The sequence below is a fragment of the Paenarthrobacter sp. CCNWLY172 genome, assembly GCF_037402035.1.
In the GTDB taxonomy this organism is placed as follows: Bacteria; Actinomycetota; Actinomycetes; order Actinomycetales; family Micrococcaceae; genus Arthrobacter.
In genome coordinates this window covers 249,033-266,605 of sequence record NZ_JBBEGB010000002.1, presented here as the reverse complement: position 1 = coordinate 266,605, position 17,573 = coordinate 249,033, and the positions used below count along the sequence as shown (strand labels likewise).

General features: G+C 63.4%; 19 protein-coding genes. 9 read left to right on the top strand and 10 right to left on the bottom strand.

Annotated elements, in window-relative coordinates; translation table 11 throughout:
- Window positions 1-9 precede the first annotated feature (9 nt).
- Complete coding sequence (locus WBN73_RS04000; protein ID WP_207596793.1) at window positions 10-624, top strand: rhomboid family intramembrane serine protease; 615 nt, start codon at window positions 10-12, stop codon at window positions 622-624.
- A gap of 86 nt (window positions 625-710) precedes the next feature.
- Here the strand turns inward: WBN73_RS04000 and greA are convergent, their stop codons facing one another.
- Together greA and WBN73_RS03990 are read right to left on the bottom strand one after the other, a co-directional pair.
- Window positions 711-1,205, bottom strand: coding sequence for a transcription elongation factor GreA (gene greA / locus WBN73_RS03995; protein ID WP_011774015.1), 495 nt, complete (start codon window positions 1,203-1,205; stop codon window positions 711-713).
- 152 nt (window positions 1,206-1,357) lie between these two features.
- Window positions 1,358-1,816: a DUF4307 domain-containing protein gene (locus tag WBN73_RS03990; protein ID WP_207596794.1), complete on the bottom strand. Its 459-nt coding sequence runs from the start codon at window positions 1,814-1,816 to the stop codon at window positions 1,358-1,360.
- A 74-nt stretch (window positions 1,817-1,890) separates the two neighbouring features.
- On the opposite strand from WBN73_RS03990, the gene mca reads away from it, so the two are divergent.
- The 3 genes from mca to WBN73_RS03975 all read left to right on the top strand — a co-directional run bounded on the left by mca (window position 1,891) and on the right by WBN73_RS03975 (window position 5,378).
- Entirely contained in the window at window positions 1,891-2,796 is a 906-nt protein-coding gene (mca, locus tag WBN73_RS03985; protein ID WP_337339529.1) for a mycothiol conjugate amidase Mca, read from the top strand.
- 103 nt (window positions 2,797-2,899) lie between these two features.
- Window positions 2,900-3,244, top strand: a complete 345-nt coding sequence (locus WBN73_RS03980; RefSeq protein ID WP_207596796.1) for a hypothetical protein — start codon at window positions 2,900-2,902, stop codon at window positions 3,242-3,244.
- Complete coding sequence (locus WBN73_RS03975; RefSeq protein ID WP_337339530.1) at window positions 3,222-5,378, top strand: thioredoxin domain-containing protein; 2,157 nt, start codon at window positions 3,222-3,224, stop codon at window positions 5,376-5,378. Before WBN73_RS03980 ends, WBN73_RS03975 begins: the two co-directional genes overlap by 23 nt.
- Before the next feature lie 16 nt (window positions 5,379-5,394).
- Here the strand turns inward: WBN73_RS03975 and trhA are convergent, their stop codons facing one another.
- Window positions 5,395-6,036, bottom strand: coding sequence for a PAQR family membrane homeostasis protein TrhA (gene trhA, locus WBN73_RS03970; RefSeq protein WP_280627508.1), 642 nt, complete (start codon window positions 6,034-6,036; stop codon window positions 5,395-5,397).
- Between the two features lie 108 nt (window positions 6,037-6,144).
- On the opposite strand from trhA, the gene WBN73_RS03965 reads away from it, so the two are divergent.
- Both WBN73_RS03965 and WBN73_RS03960 read left to right on the top strand, forming a co-directional pair.
- On the top strand, window positions 6,145-6,951 hold the full coding sequence (locus tag WBN73_RS03965; protein ID WP_207596799.1) for an isoprenyl transferase: 807 nt from the start codon (window positions 6,145-6,147) through the stop codon (window positions 6,949-6,951).
- Between the two features lie 357 nt (window positions 6,952-7,308).
- A complete protein-coding gene (locus WBN73_RS03960) occupies window positions 7,309-8,583 on the top strand; it encodes a PhoH family protein (RefSeq protein WP_369746643.1) in 1,275 nt (424 codons plus the stop codon).
- Between the two features lie 104 nt (window positions 8,584-8,687).
- Here the strand turns inward: WBN73_RS03960 and WBN73_RS03955 are convergent, their stop codons facing one another.
- Both WBN73_RS03955 and WBN73_RS03950 read right to left on the bottom strand, forming a co-directional pair.
- A complete protein-coding gene (locus tag WBN73_RS03955) occupies window positions 8,688-9,353 on the bottom strand; it encodes a GNAT family N-acetyltransferase (protein WP_337339531.1) in 666 nt (221 codons plus the stop codon).
- A gap of 170 nt (window positions 9,354-9,523) precedes the next feature.
- The gene (locus WBN73_RS03950) at window positions 9,524-10,285 is read right to left on the bottom strand and encodes a hypothetical protein (RefSeq protein WP_337339532.1); all 762 of its coding nucleotides are present in this window, start codon (window positions 10,283-10,285) and stop codon (window positions 9,524-9,526) included.
- 59 nt (window positions 10,286-10,344) lie between these two features.
- On the opposite strand from WBN73_RS03950, the gene WBN73_RS03945 reads away from it, so the two are divergent.
- From WBN73_RS03945 to WBN73_RS03935, 3 genes are all read left to right on the top strand, one after another.
- On the top strand, window positions 10,345-10,896 hold the full coding sequence (locus WBN73_RS03945; RefSeq protein WP_280627510.1) for an A24 family peptidase: 552 nt from the start codon (window positions 10,345-10,347) through the stop codon (window positions 10,894-10,896).
- Between the two features lie 128 nt (window positions 10,897-11,024).
- Window positions 11,025-11,525, top strand: coding sequence for an META domain-containing protein (locus tag WBN73_RS03940; RefSeq protein WP_207596804.1), 501 nt, complete (start codon window positions 11,025-11,027; stop codon window positions 11,523-11,525).
- 4 nt (window positions 11,526-11,529) lie between these two features.
- Complete coding sequence (locus WBN73_RS03935; protein ID WP_337339533.1) at window positions 11,530-12,006, top strand: NUDIX hydrolase; 477 nt, start codon at window positions 11,530-11,532, stop codon at window positions 12,004-12,006.
- Between the two features lie 2 nt (window positions 12,007-12,008).
- Here WBN73_RS03935 and WBN73_RS03930 read toward each other — a convergent pair whose 3' ends face one another.
- From WBN73_RS03930 to WBN73_RS03910, 5 genes are all read right to left on the bottom strand, one after another.
- Complete coding sequence (locus WBN73_RS03930; protein ID WP_337339534.1) at window positions 12,009-13,682, bottom strand: MDR family MFS transporter; 1,674 nt, start codon at window positions 13,680-13,682, stop codon at window positions 12,009-12,011.
- A complete protein-coding gene (locus WBN73_RS03925; protein ID WP_337339535.1) occupies window positions 13,679-14,365 on the bottom strand; it encodes a TetR/AcrR family transcriptional regulator in 687 nt (228 codons plus the stop codon). Before WBN73_RS03925 ends, WBN73_RS03930 begins: the two co-directional genes overlap by 4 nt.
- A 181-nt stretch (window positions 14,366-14,546) precedes the next feature.
- Window positions 14,547-15,974, bottom strand: a complete 1,428-nt coding sequence (locus tag WBN73_RS03920) for a class II fumarate hydratase (protein ID WP_337339536.1) — start codon at window positions 15,972-15,974, stop codon at window positions 14,547-14,549.
- Between the two features lie 87 nt (window positions 15,975-16,061).
- Window positions 16,062-16,676 (bottom strand): carbonic anhydrase, encoded by a 615-nt coding sequence (locus WBN73_RS03915; protein WP_011774029.1) that lies wholly within the window; start codon window positions 16,674-16,676, stop codon window positions 16,062-16,064.
- Window positions 16,677-16,727: 51 nt separating this feature from the next.
- Window positions 16,728-17,504 (bottom strand): DUF4245 domain-containing protein, encoded by a 777-nt coding sequence (locus tag WBN73_RS03910; protein WP_337339537.1) that lies wholly within the window; start codon window positions 17,502-17,504, stop codon window positions 16,728-16,730.
- Between the last annotated feature and the right edge of the window lie 69 nt (window positions 17,505-17,573).

Sequence of the window (17,573 nt, the reverse complement as noted above, 5' to 3'; positions counted from 1 at the left end):
AGGAGCACCATGGTGCTGGGAACGCCTGAAGGATCCAGAGAAGCGGACCGGGAGTCGCTGGCCGGGCGGGCGAAGGGCGGCCTGCTCTTCATGGGCGGCTTCGTCATCCTGCTTTATGTCATCGAGATCCTCAACACGCTGATGCGCCACGGCTTGAACTTCACCTTTGGCCTGCGCCCCCGTTCCATGGACGGGGTGCTGGACATCCTGACGTTCCCGCTGTTGCACGCGAACTTCAACCACCTGCTTTCCAACACGTTGCCCCTGATCATTTTCGGTTTCCTGGTGTTCCTGTCAGGCCTCCGCGTCTTTATCACGGCACTGGCCTTCAGCTGGCTGGGCTCGGGGCTCGCTGTGTGGCTCATCGGCGGGGGAGGGGTCACGGTGGGAGCGTCCGGGCTGGTCTTCGGATTCTTCGCGTTCCTGCTGGTCCGTGGATTCTTCAACCGGAACTGGTGGCAGATCCTGCTCTCGGTGGTGCTGTTCATGGCCTACGGCAGCATTCTCTTCGGCGTGCTGCCCACGGTGATGGGCTACGTTTCCTGGCAGGCGCACCTCGGCGGAGCCGTTGGCGGCGTCATTGCAGCCGTCCTGTTACGTCCCAAGTCCACGCCGGCGGCCTGACTCCCACCAGCCGCGCACCAAAAACGCCGGCCCGCCCCGCGAAGGGGTGGGCCGGCGTCGTGTATTTCGGGCCGGTGAGCCGCTGGTTATGCGACGTAAGGCTTGGCGGAGACAATCTCCACCTGAATTTCCTTGCCGTTGGGGGCGACGTAGCTCAGGCTGTCGCCTTCCTTGTGGCCGATGATGGCAGCACCCAGGGGTGACTTCTCGCTGAAGACGTCCAAATCGGAGTCACCGGCGATTTCGCGGGAGCCCAGCAGGAACGTCTCTTCGTCACCGGCGATGCGGGCAACAACCAGCATTCCAGGCTCAACGATTCCGTCATCGGCAGGGGCCTCGCCAACCTGGGCATCGCGAAGCAGTGCGGTGAGCTGGCGGATGCGGGCCTCGATCTTGCCCTGCTCTTCCTTGGCTGCGTGGTAGCCGCCGTTTTCCTTCAGGTCGCCTTCCTGGCGGGCAGCTTCGATCTTCTGGACGATTTCCGCCCGGCCAGCGCCGGAAAGGTGGTCCAGCTCAGCCTGCAAGCGGTCGAAAGCTTCCTGGGTGAGCCAAGCCGCAGTGGCGCTATTGGTGGTAGACACGGATTTCTCCTCTAGATCTGACAATGCAAAAGACCCCGCCGAGGTGGCCACTCGTGGAACTCAGTAACCAACTTAACGGGGTGAAGGTTTCATCCATTGTAGTAAATCCTTTGGACGAACCCAAACCGGTTGAGTCATGGGTCACATGATTGTTATTTGCCGCTGTCCGTGATCCAGCAATTGTCCACCACTCCGGAAACAGCCGGTGACTCGGTACGCAGGACCGTGCGCTGGACAGTGGTGCTGCCGCCGTCGGGGTCGTCCTGCGGATCGTTGGGGCCTACTTCCACTACCTTCCAGCCCACTACCGCGAATTTGGAGTCCAGTGCCTTGATGGCGCATTTGGCTGTGGCTCCGGGATATTTGGTGACTTGGTAGTCCACCTCTGCCTGGGTGCCGTCGACGGTGCTGTAACCGATGTCCTTGAAGGTGACAGGGGCTTGTGCGGATCCGGTTGCCACATAGGCGGCGAACCCAATCCCGATGACCAGGGCACCGATGACGATGTTCCGCTTGGTTTTGCGGTTCATGGCGCGCTTTTGACCGCCGTAGCGATTGGCTAGGCTGGTGCTTGCCGGTACTTGGGTGGCCGATAGGTCCTCTGAAGTCACCCGTCCAGTTTAGTGCCGATCCCGGCGCCCCATCACCGCCCACACAGCTTGATCCACGAAAGAGGAGCCGTCACGTGACAGCGTCCAGCAGTTCCGACCAGCAGCTGCGGCTGCTCGCCGTCCATGCCCACCCTGATGATGAGTCCAGCAAGGGCGCGGCCACCATGGCAATGTACGCCGCCGCGGGAGTAGACGTGATGGTCGCTACGTGCACTGATGGCTCACGCGGTGACATCCAGAACCCGGCCATGGAAGACGCGCCCCACCCCAAACGGGACATGGCCGGTGCCCGGCGACTGGAGATGGCGAATGCGGCTGCCGTCCTGGGAATCCAGCAGCGGTGGCTTGGCTTTGTGGATTCGGGCCTTCCGGAAGGTGATCCACTGCCGCCGCTGCCGCCGGGGTGCTTTGCGCTCCAGCCCTTGGAACGCGCCACGGCGCCCCTGGTCCGGCTGGTCCGCAGTTTCAAGCCGCACGTGATTCTGAGCTACGACGAAAATGGGGGCTACCCGCACCCGGACCACATCATGGCCCACAAGGTGGCGGTGGAAGCCTTTGATGCCGCCGGTGACCCGGACCGTTACCCGGGCATGGGGGAGCCGTGGGCCCCAAGCAAGCTCTACTATGACCGTGCTTTCAGTCCGGAACGGTTCCGTGCGCTGCACTTTGCGTTGGAAGAGGCAGGATTGCAGTCTCCTTACGCTGAGCGACTTGCCGCGTGGCTGGAGGCCGATGCCGAGGGCCATACTCCCGTTCCCCCGGGACACCAGACCACCACCCAAGTGGATTGCGGCGATTTTTTCGAGGCGCGCGACGACGCACTCCGGGCGCATCGCACCCAGATCGATCCCCTGGGGTTCTTCTTCGCGGTATCGCCGGATCTGCAGCGCACTGCGTGGCCGTGGGAGGACTACACGCTCATCAAGTCCACTGTCCCGTCCCAGCTGCCGGAGAAGGACCTGTTCGCGGGGATAAGATAGGAACTCCGGCAGTTTCTATCGCCCGTAGAAATTGTCGCCAGGCCAACCAGCTTCCGGCTACGCTGCCTGTCGGCATGCATCAGCTCCCATAGAAGGTTTGAACGTGCACCACTTGATTCTCGCCCTGACCGTCACCCCGTCGCCCAACCCCTCGGGCACGCTGCGGCCCGGCCTGTCCGAGGACCAGGTGACGCCCGGTACGTGGGGCTTCGTCCTCACGGCCTTCATCGTCATCCTGACCACGTTCCTCATTGTGGACATGGTTCGACGCATCCGGCGCGTCCGGTACCGCGCGCAGGTGGAGGAAGCACGCCTGGCGGCTGAGCAAGGCCAAGCTGCGGAGGCCGGCCAAGCTGCCGACGGCGGCACTCCCGGAGCCCCCGGCGCGCAGTCTGCAGGTGACGGCGCCTCGGATGAGAACGACGATGCCGGTCCCCGGACCCGCTGAATCCACCGGTAACGGTTCGCCCTGGGCCAGCAACGCCCTGGGCTCGGAACCTTCTGCCTATTTGCGGCAGCACGCGGACAATCCCGTGCACTGGCGACCGTTCGGCGACGAAGCTTTTGCTTTCGCCGCCGAACGTGATGTCCCGGTTTTTCTTTCCATCGGCTATGCCGCATGCCATTGGTGCCACGTCATGGCCCACGAGTCTTTCGAAGACCAGGAAACGGCTGACTACCTCAATGCCCACTTCGTCCCGGTGAAGGTGGACCGGGAGGAACGTCCGGATGTCGACTCCGTGTACATGGCCGCGACCCAGGCCATCAGTGGTGAAGGTGGCTGGCCAATGTCCGTCTTCCTCACCCCGGACGGGCTCGCTTTCCACGCCGGAACCTATTTCCCGCCCGTTCCGCTGCCCGGCAGGCCGTCCTTCCGCAATGTTCTTGAAGCCGTCCATCAAGCCTGGATGGAGCGTCGTGATGGGGTGGAGCAGAACGCCCGGGGTCTTGCAGCCAGCATGGCTGATGGGCAACTGTCCGCGGCGGTGCGGCTCGACGAACCGCCCGGGTTGCTGGATGCTTCCCTCCTTCCGGACGCCGTGGCGCTGCTGGCGCGCTCTGAAGACCCCGACGCCGGCGGGTTCGGCAGCGCCCCCAAGTTCCCGCCGTCGGCCGTTCTCGAGTTCCTCATCCGGCACGCGGCGGTGCCCTCCGATACAGCGGATGCCGCCAAGGACATGGCTGGACGAGCGTTGGCGGGCATGGCGCGCTCGGCCTTGTGCGACCAGCTCGACGGCGGATTCGCCCGCTACTCGGTAACGGCGGACTGGTCCGTGCCCCACTTCGAGAAGATGCTTTACGACAACGCCCAACTGCTCCGTGTCTATGCACACTGGGTGCGGTTGGGTGGCAACGAGGTCTATTCAGCCGACGAAGCGGCGGCTGTGGCGTCACGGTGCGCAGACTGGATGCTGGAGTCACTGGGGCTGCCAGGCCGCGCTGTGGCTTCCTCCTTGGACGCCGACACGGTCATTGACGGAGTGCATCACGAGGGCGCAACGTACCTGTGGACCCTGGAATCCTTGGCGGATGTCCTGGGCGCCGATGACGCCCTGCAGGTGGCTCGCATGATGAACATTGGCGCTGAAGGTACAGTGTCGGACCTTGGCTCGCCACTCCATCCGGCGCGGAAGCTGTCCGACGCTGATCGGCGGCTGTGGGGGCGTGTGGCGCCGGTATTGCTTACTGCGCGCAACCTCAGGAACCAGCCAGCCAGGGACGAGAAGGTGGTGGCCGGCTGGAACGGCCTCGCTGTAGCCGGACTCGCCGAGGCGGGTGCCATTCTGGGCCGCCCGGACCTGGTGTCGGCGGCGGAGAACGTGGCCGGGTACCTCGCCACCGTCCACTGGAACGATGAAACGAAGACGCTGGTCCGCGTCTCACATGACTCACAAGCACGTGGAATCGGCGGGCTGCTGGAAGACTACGCGTTCTGTGCGGATGGCTTCCTGGCCCTCTATGCGGTGACGGGAACCAAACGCTGGTACCTGTTCGCGGAGGAGTTGGTGCTGGCTGCGTGCGCCCGCTTCGTGGAAAACGGACAGCTTGCCGACTCGACGGGGGAGTCTGCGCAGGTCTTCAACGCCCAGGGTCAGCACGCAGCGCTGGACCCCTTCGACAACGCCACACCCAGCGGAGCGGCAGGCTTCGCCGGCGTTCTCCTGTCCTACGCTGCCTACTCCGGATCCCACGGGCACCGGCTCATGGCGGGCAACATCCTTGGCCTGCTCCCGCCTCTCGCCACCCAGGCGCCGCGCGTCGCCGGTTGGCTCCTGGCCACCGCGCAAGCCGCGCTCGCAGGGCCGGTGGAGGCCGCCGTCGCAGGCCCGGATTCGTTGCTGAAGCGCGAACTGCACCACACGCTGTTGACGTCTGCCAGCCCAGGGCTGGTGGTCGCTGTGCAGGAGGACGACGCCGGGGCCCCGGTTGAGGATCCCGGCGTGCCGCTGCTTCTCCACAGGTCAGGCACACCGGACGGTTTACCGCAGGTCTACCTGTGCCGGGACATGGTGTGCGAAAGGCCGCTGGGGGAGTCAGCTGCTGTCCGGGCGCGCTTGGCGGCCATGGGATCAGGCGACTGAGCAGGTCCCTTTCGGCTTAGCTCAGCACTGCCAGCATGATGGCGATGAAGTGGGCCGCGAAGGCCAGCACGGTGAAGGCGTGGAAGAGTTCGTGGAAGCCGAAGTGCTTGACGCTGAAGTTGGGCTTCTTGGTGGCGTAAAACACCGCGCCGGCGATGTACAAGGCACCGCCCACGCAGATCAGGATCGCGGCAGGGGCGTTGGCCGCGAAGAACTGAGGCAAGTAGAACAACGCTCCGCAGCCCAGGGCGATGTAGACGGGAACGTACAGCCAGCGCGGTGCGTGCGTCCAGAGAATCCGGAAGAGCACCCCGACGATCGCTCCGGACCAGACAAGCCACAGCAGAGTGACGGCCTCGGAGCGTTCCAGCAGGGACCAGGCCAGCGGGGTGTAGCTTCCGGCAATGACCAACATGATGTTCGTATGGTCCAGCCGTTTGAGGACCATGCGGACTTTGGGGGACCAGTTTCCCCGGTGGTAGACAGCACTGACGCCGAACAGGAGGAAGCCGGTCAGCGCATAGATGGCGGACGTGATTTTGCGGTCCGGGGTCGGGGCAATGGTCACCAGCAGGATCCCTGCAGCGAGGGCAAAGGGAGCCGCTGCAGCATGGATCCACCCGCGCCAGGCGGGCTTGGTTTCGAGGAGCTCAGCCATGGTTAAACCATAACTTACGTTTCGGTAAGTTACCGCAGGGTAACAACAGCCGGAGGGATTTTTCATCACCGACTGCACCGGCTCGCCAGCTGGGGAAGGTAGCCTAGGATGTGCGTCGTCGTCGTACAAGCAAGGAAGTCAGGTGAGAGTCCGGTGGAGCTGCCCGGTTTCCTCTATGGCTTCTATGAGCGCAAACTTCTGCGCTCCCTCAAACAAGACCAAATCCCACGGCATATCGGTGTCATGGTGGACGGCAACCGTCGGTGGGCACGCCAGTTCAATGCACCCACCAGCCAGGGACATCAGGCCGGTGCAGACAAAATCCACGAGTTCCTCGGCTGGTGCCAGGAACTGGGCGTCAAAGTTGTGACGCTCTACATGCTTTCCACGGACAACATGAACCGCTCCGGTGAAGAGCTGGACCTCCTCATGGGCATCATCGCTAACACCATGGACCGCCTTGACGAAGATGAGGACGTCTCCGTCCACGCCATGGGCGCTCCCGAGCTCCTGCCGGACTATCTGGCCGAGCGCCTCAACAAGCTGACAGCCCGCACGCCGGTCCATGAAAAGATCCACGTCAACGTCGCCGTGGGCTACGGCGGCCGCCGCGAAATTGTCGACGCCGTCCGGGAACTCCTGCACGATGCCGCCGCCAAGGGACGGACTATGACCGACGTCGCAGATGAACTCTCGGTGGACGACATCTCCCGGTTCCTTTACACCCGCGGCCAGCCTGATCCTGACCTGGTCATCCGCACGTCCGGCGAGCAACGGCTCTCCGGTTTCCTGATGTGGCAAAGCGCTTACAGCGAGTTCTACTTCTGCGAGGCACTGTGGCCGGCGTTCCGTAAGGTTGATTTCCTGCGGGCCCTCAGGGATTATGCCGGGCGCCAGCGCCGCTACGGAGCATAGGGCGCCCCGGTTCATCAAAAATTAACGAACCGGACATGCGACTTGCCGACCGCGGGTTGCGGAAATGAATGTGTGCGGGATTACGTTAATCACATCAGCAGGCAAAACCGCCCGCTGATCGGGGAGGCCAGTACATGGAGCGGATCATCGCACCAGTTACATGGGAGGCCACGCCCGGCCTTCCGGCCGAGCCGCTTCACCATTAGGCCGGGCGAACTGCCCGGGGCTGGAGTCGATGTGGCTATTTCTGAGCAACTGCCCGCAGTGGTTTCCGACGGGGAAAGTGCAGCTACCTCTCGCGCCAAGCGGGTCCCACAAACAGCGCGGACCAAAAAGTCCGTCACAGGCCGCAGCTACGTGATCGACACGTCCGTCCTGTTGTCCGACCCCCACGCATTGCTGCGATTCGCTGAACACGAAGTCATCGTCCCCATCGTGGTCATCAGCGAACTGGAAGGAAAACGCCACGATCCCGAACTCGGATACTTCGCCCGCAAGGCACTGCGGCTCCTGGACGATCTGAGGATCGAACACGGCGGCCTCGACCAGTCCATTCCCATCGGGAAGGACGGCGGAATGCTGCGGGTGGAAATGAACCATATTTCCCCCGAGGTGCTGCCGGCAGGATTCCGCGGAGGCGACAATGACAGCCGCATCCTGGCTGTGGCGAAGAACCTGGCCAACGAAGGCCACAACGTCACCGTGGTCTCCAAGGACCTCCCCATGCGCGTCAAGGCATCCGCCATGGGACTTCAAGCCGACGAGTACCGCAACGAACTCGTCAAGGACTCCGGCTGGACCGGTATGGCCGAGGTCGAAGCCAACGACGACGAAATCACCACCCTTTACGGCCACGAACCGGTTTTCATCCCAGCTGCCGCTGAACTCCCCGTCAACACCGGACTGGTCCTTCTTTCCAACCGAGGGTCCGCGCTGGGCAGGGTAGGCGCCGACAAGCAAGTCCGCCTCGTCAAGGGCGACCGCGACGTCTTTGGCCTCCACGGACGCTCGGCCGAGCAGCGGCTCGCCATTGACATGCTCATGGACCCCGCCGTCGGCATCGTTTCCATCGGTGGGCGTGCGGGCACCGGCAAGTCCGCGCTGGCACTGTGTGCGGGCCTGGAAGCAGTCCTGGAACGCCGTGAGCACCGCAAAGTGGTGGTCTTCCGCCCCCTGTACGCCGTAGGCGGCCAGGAGCTCGGCTACCTCCCCGGATCCGAGTCCGAAAAGATGAACCCCTGGGCCCAGGCCGTGTTCGACACCCTTGGCGCCCTGGTGAGCCAGGAAGTCGTTGAGGAAGTCATGGATCGGGGCATGCTCGAAGTCCTGCCGCTGACCCACATCCGCGGACGTTCGCTGCACGACGCCTTCGTGATCGTGGACGAAGCACAGTCACTCGAGAAAAACGTCCTCCTCACCGTCATGAGCCGCATCGGGCAGAACTCCAAGATCGTCCTCACCCACGACGTCGCCCAGCGGGACAACCTCCGGGTAGGGCGGCACGACGGTGTTGCGGCTGTCGTCGAGACCCTCAAGGGCCACCCGCTGTTCGGGCACATCACGCTGACCCGGTCGGAGCGGTCACCGATTGCAGCGCTGGTGACGGAGTTGCTCGAAGGGGCTGAGATCTAACCCCATCGACGCGGTGCCCGCCTACGGCGAAGGCCAGACATCCACTGCGTGCCAGCTCGTTCCTCGCTTTTGACGCACGCTGGCGGATGCCTGGCCTTCGCCTCTCAGTCACCCGCCGGAAGTTGTCCGATTCCGAGATAAGAGGAAAGGGCTTCCTGGCCTTGGACTTTGAGGGTCCAGTCCGGGCGTTTGAAGGTGGCTGGGGTGAGGCGGACTTTTTGGACTTCCTGGACGGTGTCTCCCCACCCATGGCGGAAGATGCCGTTAGGCTCGTAACCGAGGCTGGTGGAGACGCCCAGGGACTGTTGATTCCAGGAGGCAGCCTCGGACTCGGCTACCTCGGCGCCCAAGTAGTCAAAGGCATAGCTGACGACGGCGGCGCGCATCTCCTTGCCGAAGCCCTGGCCTTGTGCAGACTGCTTGAGCCAGGATCCCGTGCTCACTGTCTTGAGGGTTTTGAAGTTCTTGGCGCCGATGTCCTGGACTCCCAGGAATTCGTCGTCGTGCCACACGGCAAGGAGGAGGGTCCAGGATTCCTTGGTGAAGTTGGCGCGGCAGCGCCAGTACCACTGGGCCATGTTGGGGGCGAGCTCGTCGGCCGGCAGATCGGTCCACGGGGTGCTGAACGGGCTCTTGCCTGGCTCGTGGACTCCGGAACGCGCGGCCGCCACGGCGACGGGGATGTCGTCGTCGAAAACTGGACGGATGGTCAACCTCGGGGTGGTGAGGGTGAGTCCGAACGGGGGCCAGATGTCTGCCAGGGATGTCATCGCCGTAGCTTAGCCCGGCGGGGGGAGCCATGCGAGTCACATCGCAGGGAGGCTCCTACGCCTCCGCCACCCGCCCGCCATGCTCGCCGAGGGGTTGGATCCCAGGACATTGGCGCACCCTCGATACTGCCGGGAGCTCACCCCTCGACGCCTGCCGAGGGCACCGCTGTTCAGGCGGCCGGGCCGATGTCCCACGGGATGTGGCGGCGTACGTCCGTGAGGTTCATGGACTCAGCCAGGAAAAGGTCGTCCAACATGTACTCGTCCACGGCGAGGATCTTCAGCCAATGTCCCTTTCCGGACGAGTCCCCATCCAGGCTTTGGCTGGCAACACAAACTCCCGTATCGGCGTCGATCCTGATCAATGTTCGTCCAATGTGGGCCAAAGGCTCGGCAGGATCCGAGGGAACATAGGTCCTGCTGCGGGTCACGATGGTTTCCAACGCGAGGCGGCCCTCGTGGTCCACTTCCCGGGGTTGTTCCAGGAAGACGGGGTTTGTGTCCGGAAATTCGAGGGGAACCGGCGCGTTGCCGGCCAGTTCCACGGGATCGAGGGCGGCGGCAAGGCGCCCGTTGCCGAAGGAGGGCTCACCGTACGCGGCCTCCGGGCGTCGCCTGACCAGTCCGGCGTCGTCGTAAACAGGCGTCACCAGATGGGCCGGAAGCAACCATGAGCGGCGTGTTGAGGACACGTACAGATCATCCCGGGAGTCGTTGATGCCCGTGGTGCTGTGCAGCAATTGGCCGTCCGGTGTTTCCAGGCGAAGAGCGCCCGGCCGCCTCAGCCATGCGCGGACCATGGAGGCGCCCGTCCCGGGCCGCTCCAGGTATTCGAAGCGGAGGCTCGTCCATTTCCACGGCGAAGAGCGGCAGAGATTCCGGAATGTGGAGGACAAGTCGACCCCCGGTCCTTCTGCGCTGTAGCTCCCCATATCCACAGTTTACCCAGCCATTCAAGCGTGCCCGCGGCCAAGCGGGATAGCATCCGAGAGTGATCCGACGACTCTCCGACCTCTGGGATGCCAGCCCGCTGGGCTTCTGGCTGGTGATGGCCGCGTGCCTGTACTTCGTGGTGATGGCTGTTCGGCTCACGGTGATAGACGTGCGGAGCCACCTGTTGCCCAACCGCATTGTGTTTCCGTCGTACGCAGTGGCAGGGGTGTTGTTGCTGGCGGCATCGTTCCTGGCTTTCTTCGCCGATGCCGGTCCGGACCGCCACCTTTCTGCGGACCTTTTCGCTGTGCCCGGACTCCGGGTCCTCGCGGGCGGCGCTGTGCTGTGGCTCTTCTATTTCGTGTTGAGGCTCATCCACCCGCCCGGCATGGGCTTCGGTGACGTCAAGTTGGCGGGTGTGCTGGGCCTCTACTTGGGATACCTGGGGTGGAGCCATGTGTTCGCAGGGACGTTCGCCGCTTTCATTCTGGGCGGCCTGTGGAGCCTGGCTATCCTGGTGTCACGCCGCGGTACGCTGCGATCGGCCATTCCTTTTGGGCCGTTCATGCTGGCAGGTGCTGCGGCCGCCATGATCGTCCTGCCCGCGTAGCGTTTCACGGGAAGGACCAACTGCGGCCAAATTGCAACGCTCTCCGTATTCTCGGTGTTCACCGGCGTGCGGCATGCTTAGCCCAGTGGGTGTTCCGACGCGTGCGGGGCGCCAGGAGAGGGTGCACAATGCAGCGGAACAGGTTGAGGCTCGCGGTGGCTGTGTCCATTGCCTGCACCGTCCTGCTCAGCGGATGTGCCCAACCAGGCAGCACCTCCTCCGCTCCGACGCCGTCGGCCATCACGTCGCAGGCCTTGCAGCGGCCAGTGCGGTCCTGCGAAACTCCGCTGGGGTGTTCCGAATTCGCGTCCGTGCGCGGAAGCGACGCCACAGGAGAGCTAGCGTGGCTCGGCACGCATCCGCTGCGTGTAACGTCGGCGCGTTTCGATGGAGTGTGGACCTTGCATGTCGCCACGCCCTGCAACCATCTGCAGGTGCAGGTTTCGGTCCAGGACGATGTCCTGACACCGGGGTTGGTGTCCGTTACGGACAGGGGCTGCGAGGATCCAACGGGCAGCTACCAGGCCTGGACAGAGAAGCTCTTTGAGCAGCCTGTTCAGTGGAAGCTCGACGGCGATACGCTCACCTTGCGCAATGCACACGCCACCATTGACCTGAAGGAAAGCTGACACCATGGGTGCACCGGAATTTGTGCTCAAACTGCGGGAGAAGATCGGCAACGACCCCCTCTGGCTACCGGCCGTCCGCGGGGTGGTCTTCGATAACGATGGCCGTGTGCTGCTGTGCCAGCGGGCAGACAACGGTCACTGGACACTGATCACGGGAATGTTGGAGCCGGGGGAGCACCCTGCTCCGGGCCTTGTACGGGAAATCCTCGAAGAAACAGCGGTGGTGGCTGAGACTGAACGGATCCTCGGCGTTGGGGTTGTAGGTCCGGTGACCTTCCCCAACGGGGACGTCTGCGACTTCCTGGACATTACATTCCGGTGCAAGTACATTTCCGGGGAAGCCCGGGTAAACGACGACGAATCCATCGACGTCGGCTGGTTTGAACTGGACGACCTCCCGGATATGAGCTCCGGCAACCTCGAGGCCATCAGGCTCGCCACGGAGCCCGAGGGCCCCGTGGCGTACCAAACGGAGGACTGACGCTACCTGCGTCCTGCTTCGGCCGTGGGTCGGTCCTTGTCGAGGTCATCCGACGCAGCAACGTCGGCTTCGAGCTGACCAACCAAGCGCTCAGCCGCCAGCTTCTCAGCCTCCTCGCCGCCCACAGCCTCACCGCGTGCCACCATTCCGGCCGTGTCGGAGAGAGGGATCTGCTTGAGCGTGATGGCCAGGATCAGTGCGATGGCAATGAAGGGTACCAAGTACCAGAACACGGGTGCGAGCGAGTTGGCGTAAGCGTTGACGATCGCGTCCCGCAATTGGTCAGGGAGCTGTGCCAGTGCCTGGGGATCCAACGTGCTGGTGGACTGCGAAGCTTGTTCGGCAGAAGCGCCGGCGCCGGTGAATGCCTCGGTCAGCGATTCGGACAAGCGGTTGGTGAAGATCGCACCGAAGACGGCGACACCCAGCGATGCACCTACTTCACGGAAGTAGTTGTTGGTGCTGGTGGCCGTGCCGATCTGGTCAGCCGGAACAGAGTTCTGCACCACCAGGACGATGACCTGCATGATCAGGCCCAGGCCTGCGCCGAAGATCAGGAGCTGGACACAGATCACCCAGATTGGCGTGGATGCTGCCAGAGTGGTCAGCCACAACATCGCCGCGATGGTCAGGGCCGCACCGAGGATGGGGTACATCTTGTACTTGCCGGTTTTGGAAATCCGGATACCGGAGTAGATGGACGTACCCATCAGGCCAACCATCATGGGGAGCATCAGCAGGCCCGACTCTGCCGCCGAGGTGCCCGAGGACATCTGCAGGAACGTCGGGACAAAGGCGATGGCAGCGAACATGCCAAGGCCCAAGGTGAAGCCGATGGCCGTTGCGTTGATGAAGATGGGGTTCTTGAACAGGCTCAGGGGAATGATGGGATCCTCGGCCCGGCGTTCAACCATCACAAAGGCGAAGGCAGCCAGGACCATGCCCGCACCAAACGCCCAGGTAAGCGGCGAGTCCCAGCCCTCGTCCTTCTTGCCACCGAAGTCGGTGAAGAAGATGAGGCACGTGGTGGCTGCGGAGAGGAAGACGACACCCAGGATGTCGATCTTCTTTTCGGCCTTCTTGTTGGGCAGGGTCAAGGTGAACCAGGCGGTGATGAACGCCGCGATACCAATGGGGATGTTGATGTAGAAGGCCCACTCCCACGTGAGGTGGTCCACGAAGAATCCGCCCAGCAGCGGTCCGGCCACAGCGGAGAGACCGAAGATGGCGCCCAAAGGGCCCATGTACTTGCCGCGTTCCTTGGCAGGAACGATGTCAGCGATGATGGCCTGCGACAGGATCATGAGGCCGCCACCGCCCAGGCCCTGGAGGGCGCGGAAGATGACGAAGCCCCAGAAGTCGGTGGCGAAGGCGCAGCCCACGGACGCCAGTGTGAACAGGGCAATGGCAATGAGGAACAGGTTGCGGCGCCCCAGGATGTCACCGAACTTGCCGTAGATGGGCATCACGATGGTGGTGGCCAGAAGGTAGGCCGTGGTGATCCAGGCTTGGTGCTCCACCCCGCCGAGCTTGCCCACAATGGTGGGCATGGCGGTGGAGACGATGGTCTGGTCGAGGCTGGACAGGAGCATGCCTGCGATCAGAGCCGAGAAGATGATCCAGATGCGTTTCTGGGTCAGCAACAGCGGTTCTGCTGCCTTCGGGAGTGTACTCATGCGGGGTCCTTCGAGGTATCAAGGGGGTTGGGGCCCAGTTGCTGGTTCGTGGCCAGCGGCTGGGCAAAGAGTTTCCGTGCGGCGTTGAGGTTCTGTTCGAGGATGCCGCGGTACGGGCGGGTGTTCTCCTCCGAGAAGAACTGCTGGGCTGTCTTCTTGGAGACCGCCCCGAACAACGCCGTCGCTGTCATGACTTCGGGATGCTCAGGATCCAGCCCTTCGCGGGCGGCCACCAGGGCAGCGAATTGCCGTTCACGGGCCTCCCCTTCCAGGGTCAGGCGCGCCAGAAGTTGTGGTTCGGCCGTGATGGCAGCGATGAACTGTTGGACCTCGCTACGGCTGATGGACGAACGCTCCATCAGAGTCACGGTGAGCACATGCAGAGCTGCCAGAAGAGTTCCGGAGATGCTGTCCGGCGTGCGCGAAGGGTTCTGGTTGAACGCTTCCAAGGCGTCTGCGGGCAACTCATCCGAGAAAGAGCCGATCACGGCGTCTTCTTTGGAATGGAAGTAGTTGAAGAAGGTTCGGCGCGAAATTCCCGCCCCTTCGCAGACTTCCTCAACAGTGAAACCGCTGAGGCCATGCTCCGCGGTCAAGGAACGCGCGACGGCGGTGATCGCCGTCCGCGTGGCAGCCCGCTTGCGCTCGCGGAGGCCGCCGTCGATATTTGCACTATTGGTCACAAAGTAAAGTTTTGCACTCCAAGCCAGAAAGTGCAAAAAGCAGGAGTTCTTGGACAGCAGTTGACCCTGAAGGTGGGTGCTCAGGGCGCGCCGTACAAAAACTCCGGAGTACGACGACGGCCGGCACCTTTCGTGCGAAAGGTACCGGCCGCCGTCGTGCTGTTGGGTTTTAGACCAGGAGTCAGGCCTTGTGGGCCGGCGCCGTCATGGTGGTGACGTCCAGGGCCTTGTCGAGCTCGGCCTCACTGACCTTGCCTTCGCCCTCGCCAACGAAGCCGAGCTTTTCGGTCGCCTGGCGGATGGTCAGGCCCTCCTTGACGGCAATTTTGGCGATCTTGGCAGCGTTTTCGTACCCGATGAACTTATTCAGCGGGGTGACGATGGACGGGGAAGCCTCGGCCAGGAAGCGTGCACGCTCCACGTTGGCGGTGATGCCGTCGATCATCTTGTCAGCCATGACGCGGCTGGTGTTGGCCAGCAGGCGGATGGACTCCAGGAGGTTGGCGGCCATGACAGGGATGCCGACGTTGAGCTCGAAGGCGCCGTTGGTGCCGGACCAGGCGATGGCGGTGTCGTTGCCGATGACCTGGGCGCAGACCATGATGGACGCTTCGCAGATCACCGGGTTGACCTTGCCGGGCATGATGGAGGAGCCCGGCTGAAGGTCCGGAATGGCGATTTCGCCGAGACCCGTGTTGGGGCCCGAGCCCATCCAGCGAAGGTCGTTGTTGATCTTCATGAAGGAGATCGCGATGTTGCGGAGCTGGCTGGAGCCCTCGATGAGGCCGTCGCGGTTTGCCTGTGCTTCGAAGTGGTCGCGGGCCTCGGTCAGCGGCAGGCCGGTGTCGGCTGCGAGCAGTTCAATCACGCGCTCCGGGAAGCCGGCAGGGGTGTTGATGCCGGTGCCCACTGCGGTGCCGCCCAGGGGAACTTCGGCAACACGGGGGAGTGCAGCGTTGATGCGCTCGATGCCGTAGCGGACCTGAGCGGCGTAGCCACCGAACTCCTGGCCGAGCATGACGGGCGTTGCATCCATGAGGTGGGTACGGCCCGACTTGACGACGTCCTTGAACTCCACGGCCTTGCGGTCGAGGGAAGCGGCCAAGTACTCGAGGGCCGGGATCAGGTCGTTGATCAAGGCCGACGTAGCGGCGACGTGGACCGACGTTGGGAAGACGTCATTGGAGGACTGCGAAGCGTTCACGTGATCGTTCGGGTGGACAACTTTGTCACTCCCGGCGGCTGCGAGGGCGCGCGATGCGAGCTCGGCGATGACCTCGTTGGTGTTCATGTTGGAGGAGGTGCCTGAACCGGTCTGGAAGACGTCGATGGGGAAATCGCCGTCGTACTTGCCGGTGGCAACCTCATCGGCGGCGGCGGCGATGGCCTCGGCGAGCTCACCATCGAGCACCCCCAGTTCGGCGTTCGCCAGTGCAGCTGCCTTCTTGACGCGGGCCAGGGCTTCGATGTGTGTGCGCTCAAGCGTCTTGCCGGAGATCGGGAAGTTCTCCACAGCACGCTGCGTCTGGGCGCGGTACAGGGCGTTCACGGGGACGCGAACTTCGCCCATCGTGTCATGTTCAATACGGAACTCAGTGGTGGAAGTCATGGGGCTAGCTTAGGGCGATTGGACGCCGCACAGAAAACCCGGAGGGGAGTGCTACGTGCTCCGGCGCCAGGGCCGGAGCACGTGCTCCTAGAGCTTGCCGATCCCGGAAACGAGGGCCGCGCGGCCTTCATCGAGCTTGTAGGACAGGCCAATGACAGCCACCCGACCGTCGTCGATGGCGTCGGAAATCACACGCGAGCTGTCGGCCAGGCGGGCGGCGGTCTGCTTGACGTGCTCCACCACCATGTCGTTGACGTCTTCCTGGCTGTTGCGCTTGGCCGTCAGGACCGACGGCGTGATGCGTTCCACGAGGTCACGGATGAAGCCGGGAGGCATCTCACCGGTTTCCACGGCGGCCTTGGTGGCCTTCACTGCGCCACAGCTGTCATGGCCGAGAATCACAATCAACGGAACCCGGAGTTCGCTGATGCTGTACTCGAGGGAGCCAAGCACGGCGTCGTCAATGACCTGGCCGGCGGTGCGGACCACGAAGGCGTCACCGAGGCCCAGGTCAAAGATGATCTCGGCGGCGAGCCGTGAATCCGAGCAGCCGAAAATGACAGCAAAAGGATTCTGGTTCTCAATGAGTGAGGATCTACGCGAAGCATCCTGGTTGGGGTGCAGGGATTCGCCGGAAACAAAACGTTCGTTGCCCTCGCGGAGACGGCGCCACGCCAGGGCTGGAGTCAGGTAAGTAGGCACGAGCCTTACTTTACGACGCTGACAGGGCAGTCCGTGAAACTGTTGCGCGGGTTAAGCGGACGGTTGCGTCGATGCAGGGGCTGAGGGGGGCGCGCTTGCCGACGGCGCCTGCTCTGCGGACTTCACGACGGCGGCAGCGAGCGTTGCGAACTCATCCAGGCTCGCGGTGCCGCTCAAGATGATGGTGGTACCCCGGTACTCCAGGACCATGCTGCGCTTCTCCTTGCCGGAGTCCCGCAGTTCCCAATCCTGGCCACCGGCGTTGCGCGTGCCGGTGACGGGCAGGTTTTCCGTCTGCTGCAAGATCCAGGTGGGGTTGGCCTGGGTGGTCTGGGTGAGGCCGATGAAGGCCTCCTTGGGGGTCAGGAAACCAATCTCCCACGTCGGGACGCCGCTTCCCGTGCCTGATTCCCACCGGGCGTAGTTGGGTTTGAATGTGTCGCCCGTATCCGGGGTCACCGGTGTGAATCCCGCCACACCTGCGGCGTTGCGGGCAATGGCTGCCACGTCAACATCGGGCCGGAAGCCCTCGCCCTTCGGAGCCGGGTTCATCAAAACGATGGGGAGGAAAGCCAGCACGCAGACAAGCAGGGCAATGACCATGCCGATGACCGACGCGTTGGCCCGCTTGGCAGCTTTCGCCGCAATGACGGGTTTGTAGGGGGCATCCGGGATGGCCTGGGCATCGTTTTGGCTGGCCGCTGCAGCGTCCGATTGGTTCTCGGCTGCGGGCTTGTCCTGCGTTTCACTCACCTGTCCATGATCCCTTATCCCGGCAGGGAACACACATCCGGGAACCTCACCACCGGCATCGGGGGCTGTGGTCATCCAACGACTCCTGGACCACGTGGCGACTATGATCGTTGATAGAGGAACCCCGGGTTGCCCCGCGCAACC

Excerpts from the sequence above, each read along its gene's own strand:
- WBN73_RS04000 (WP_207596793.1), top strand. The coding sequence starts at position 10 with ATGGTGCTGGGAACGCCTGAAGGATCCAGAGAAGCGGACCGGGAGTCG.
- WBN73_RS03975 (WP_337339530.1), top strand. The coding sequence starts at position 3,222 with ATGCCGGTCCCCGGACCCGCTGAATCCACCGGTAACGGTTCGCCCTGG.
- trhA (WP_280627508.1), bottom strand. The coding sequence starts at position 6,036 with ATGGCTGAGCTCCTCGAAACCAAGCCCGCCTGGCGCGGGTGGATCCAT.
- WBN73_RS03965 (WP_207596799.1), top strand. The coding sequence starts at position 6,145 with ATGTGCGTCGTCGTCGTACAAGCAAGGAAGTCAGGTGAGAGTCCGGTG.
- WBN73_RS03955 (WP_337339531.1), bottom strand. The coding sequence starts at position 9,353 with ATGACATCCCTGGCAGACATCTGGCCCCCGTTCGGACTCACCCTCACC.
- WBN73_RS03950 (WP_337339532.1), bottom strand. The coding sequence starts at position 10,285 with ATGGGGAGCTACAGCGCAGAAGGACCGGGGGTCGACTTGTCCTCCACA.
- WBN73_RS03940 (WP_207596804.1), top strand. The coding sequence starts at position 11,025 with ATGCAGCGGAACAGGTTGAGGCTCGCGGTGGCTGTGTCCATTGCCTGC.
- WBN73_RS03935 (WP_337339533.1), top strand. The coding sequence starts at position 11,530 with ATGGGTGCACCGGAATTTGTGCTCAAACTGCGGGAGAAGATCGGCAAC.
- WBN73_RS03930 (WP_337339534.1), bottom strand. The coding sequence starts at position 13,682 with ATGAGTACACTCCCGAAGGCAGCAGAACCGCTGTTGCTGACCCAGAAA.
- WBN73_RS03920 (WP_337339536.1), bottom strand. The coding sequence starts at position 15,974 with ATGACTTCCACCACTGAGTTCCGTATTGAACATGACACGATGGGCGAA.
- WBN73_RS03910 (WP_337339537.1), bottom strand. The coding sequence starts at position 17,504 with ATGACCACAGCCCCCGATGCCGGTGGTGAGGTTCCCGGATGTGTGTTC.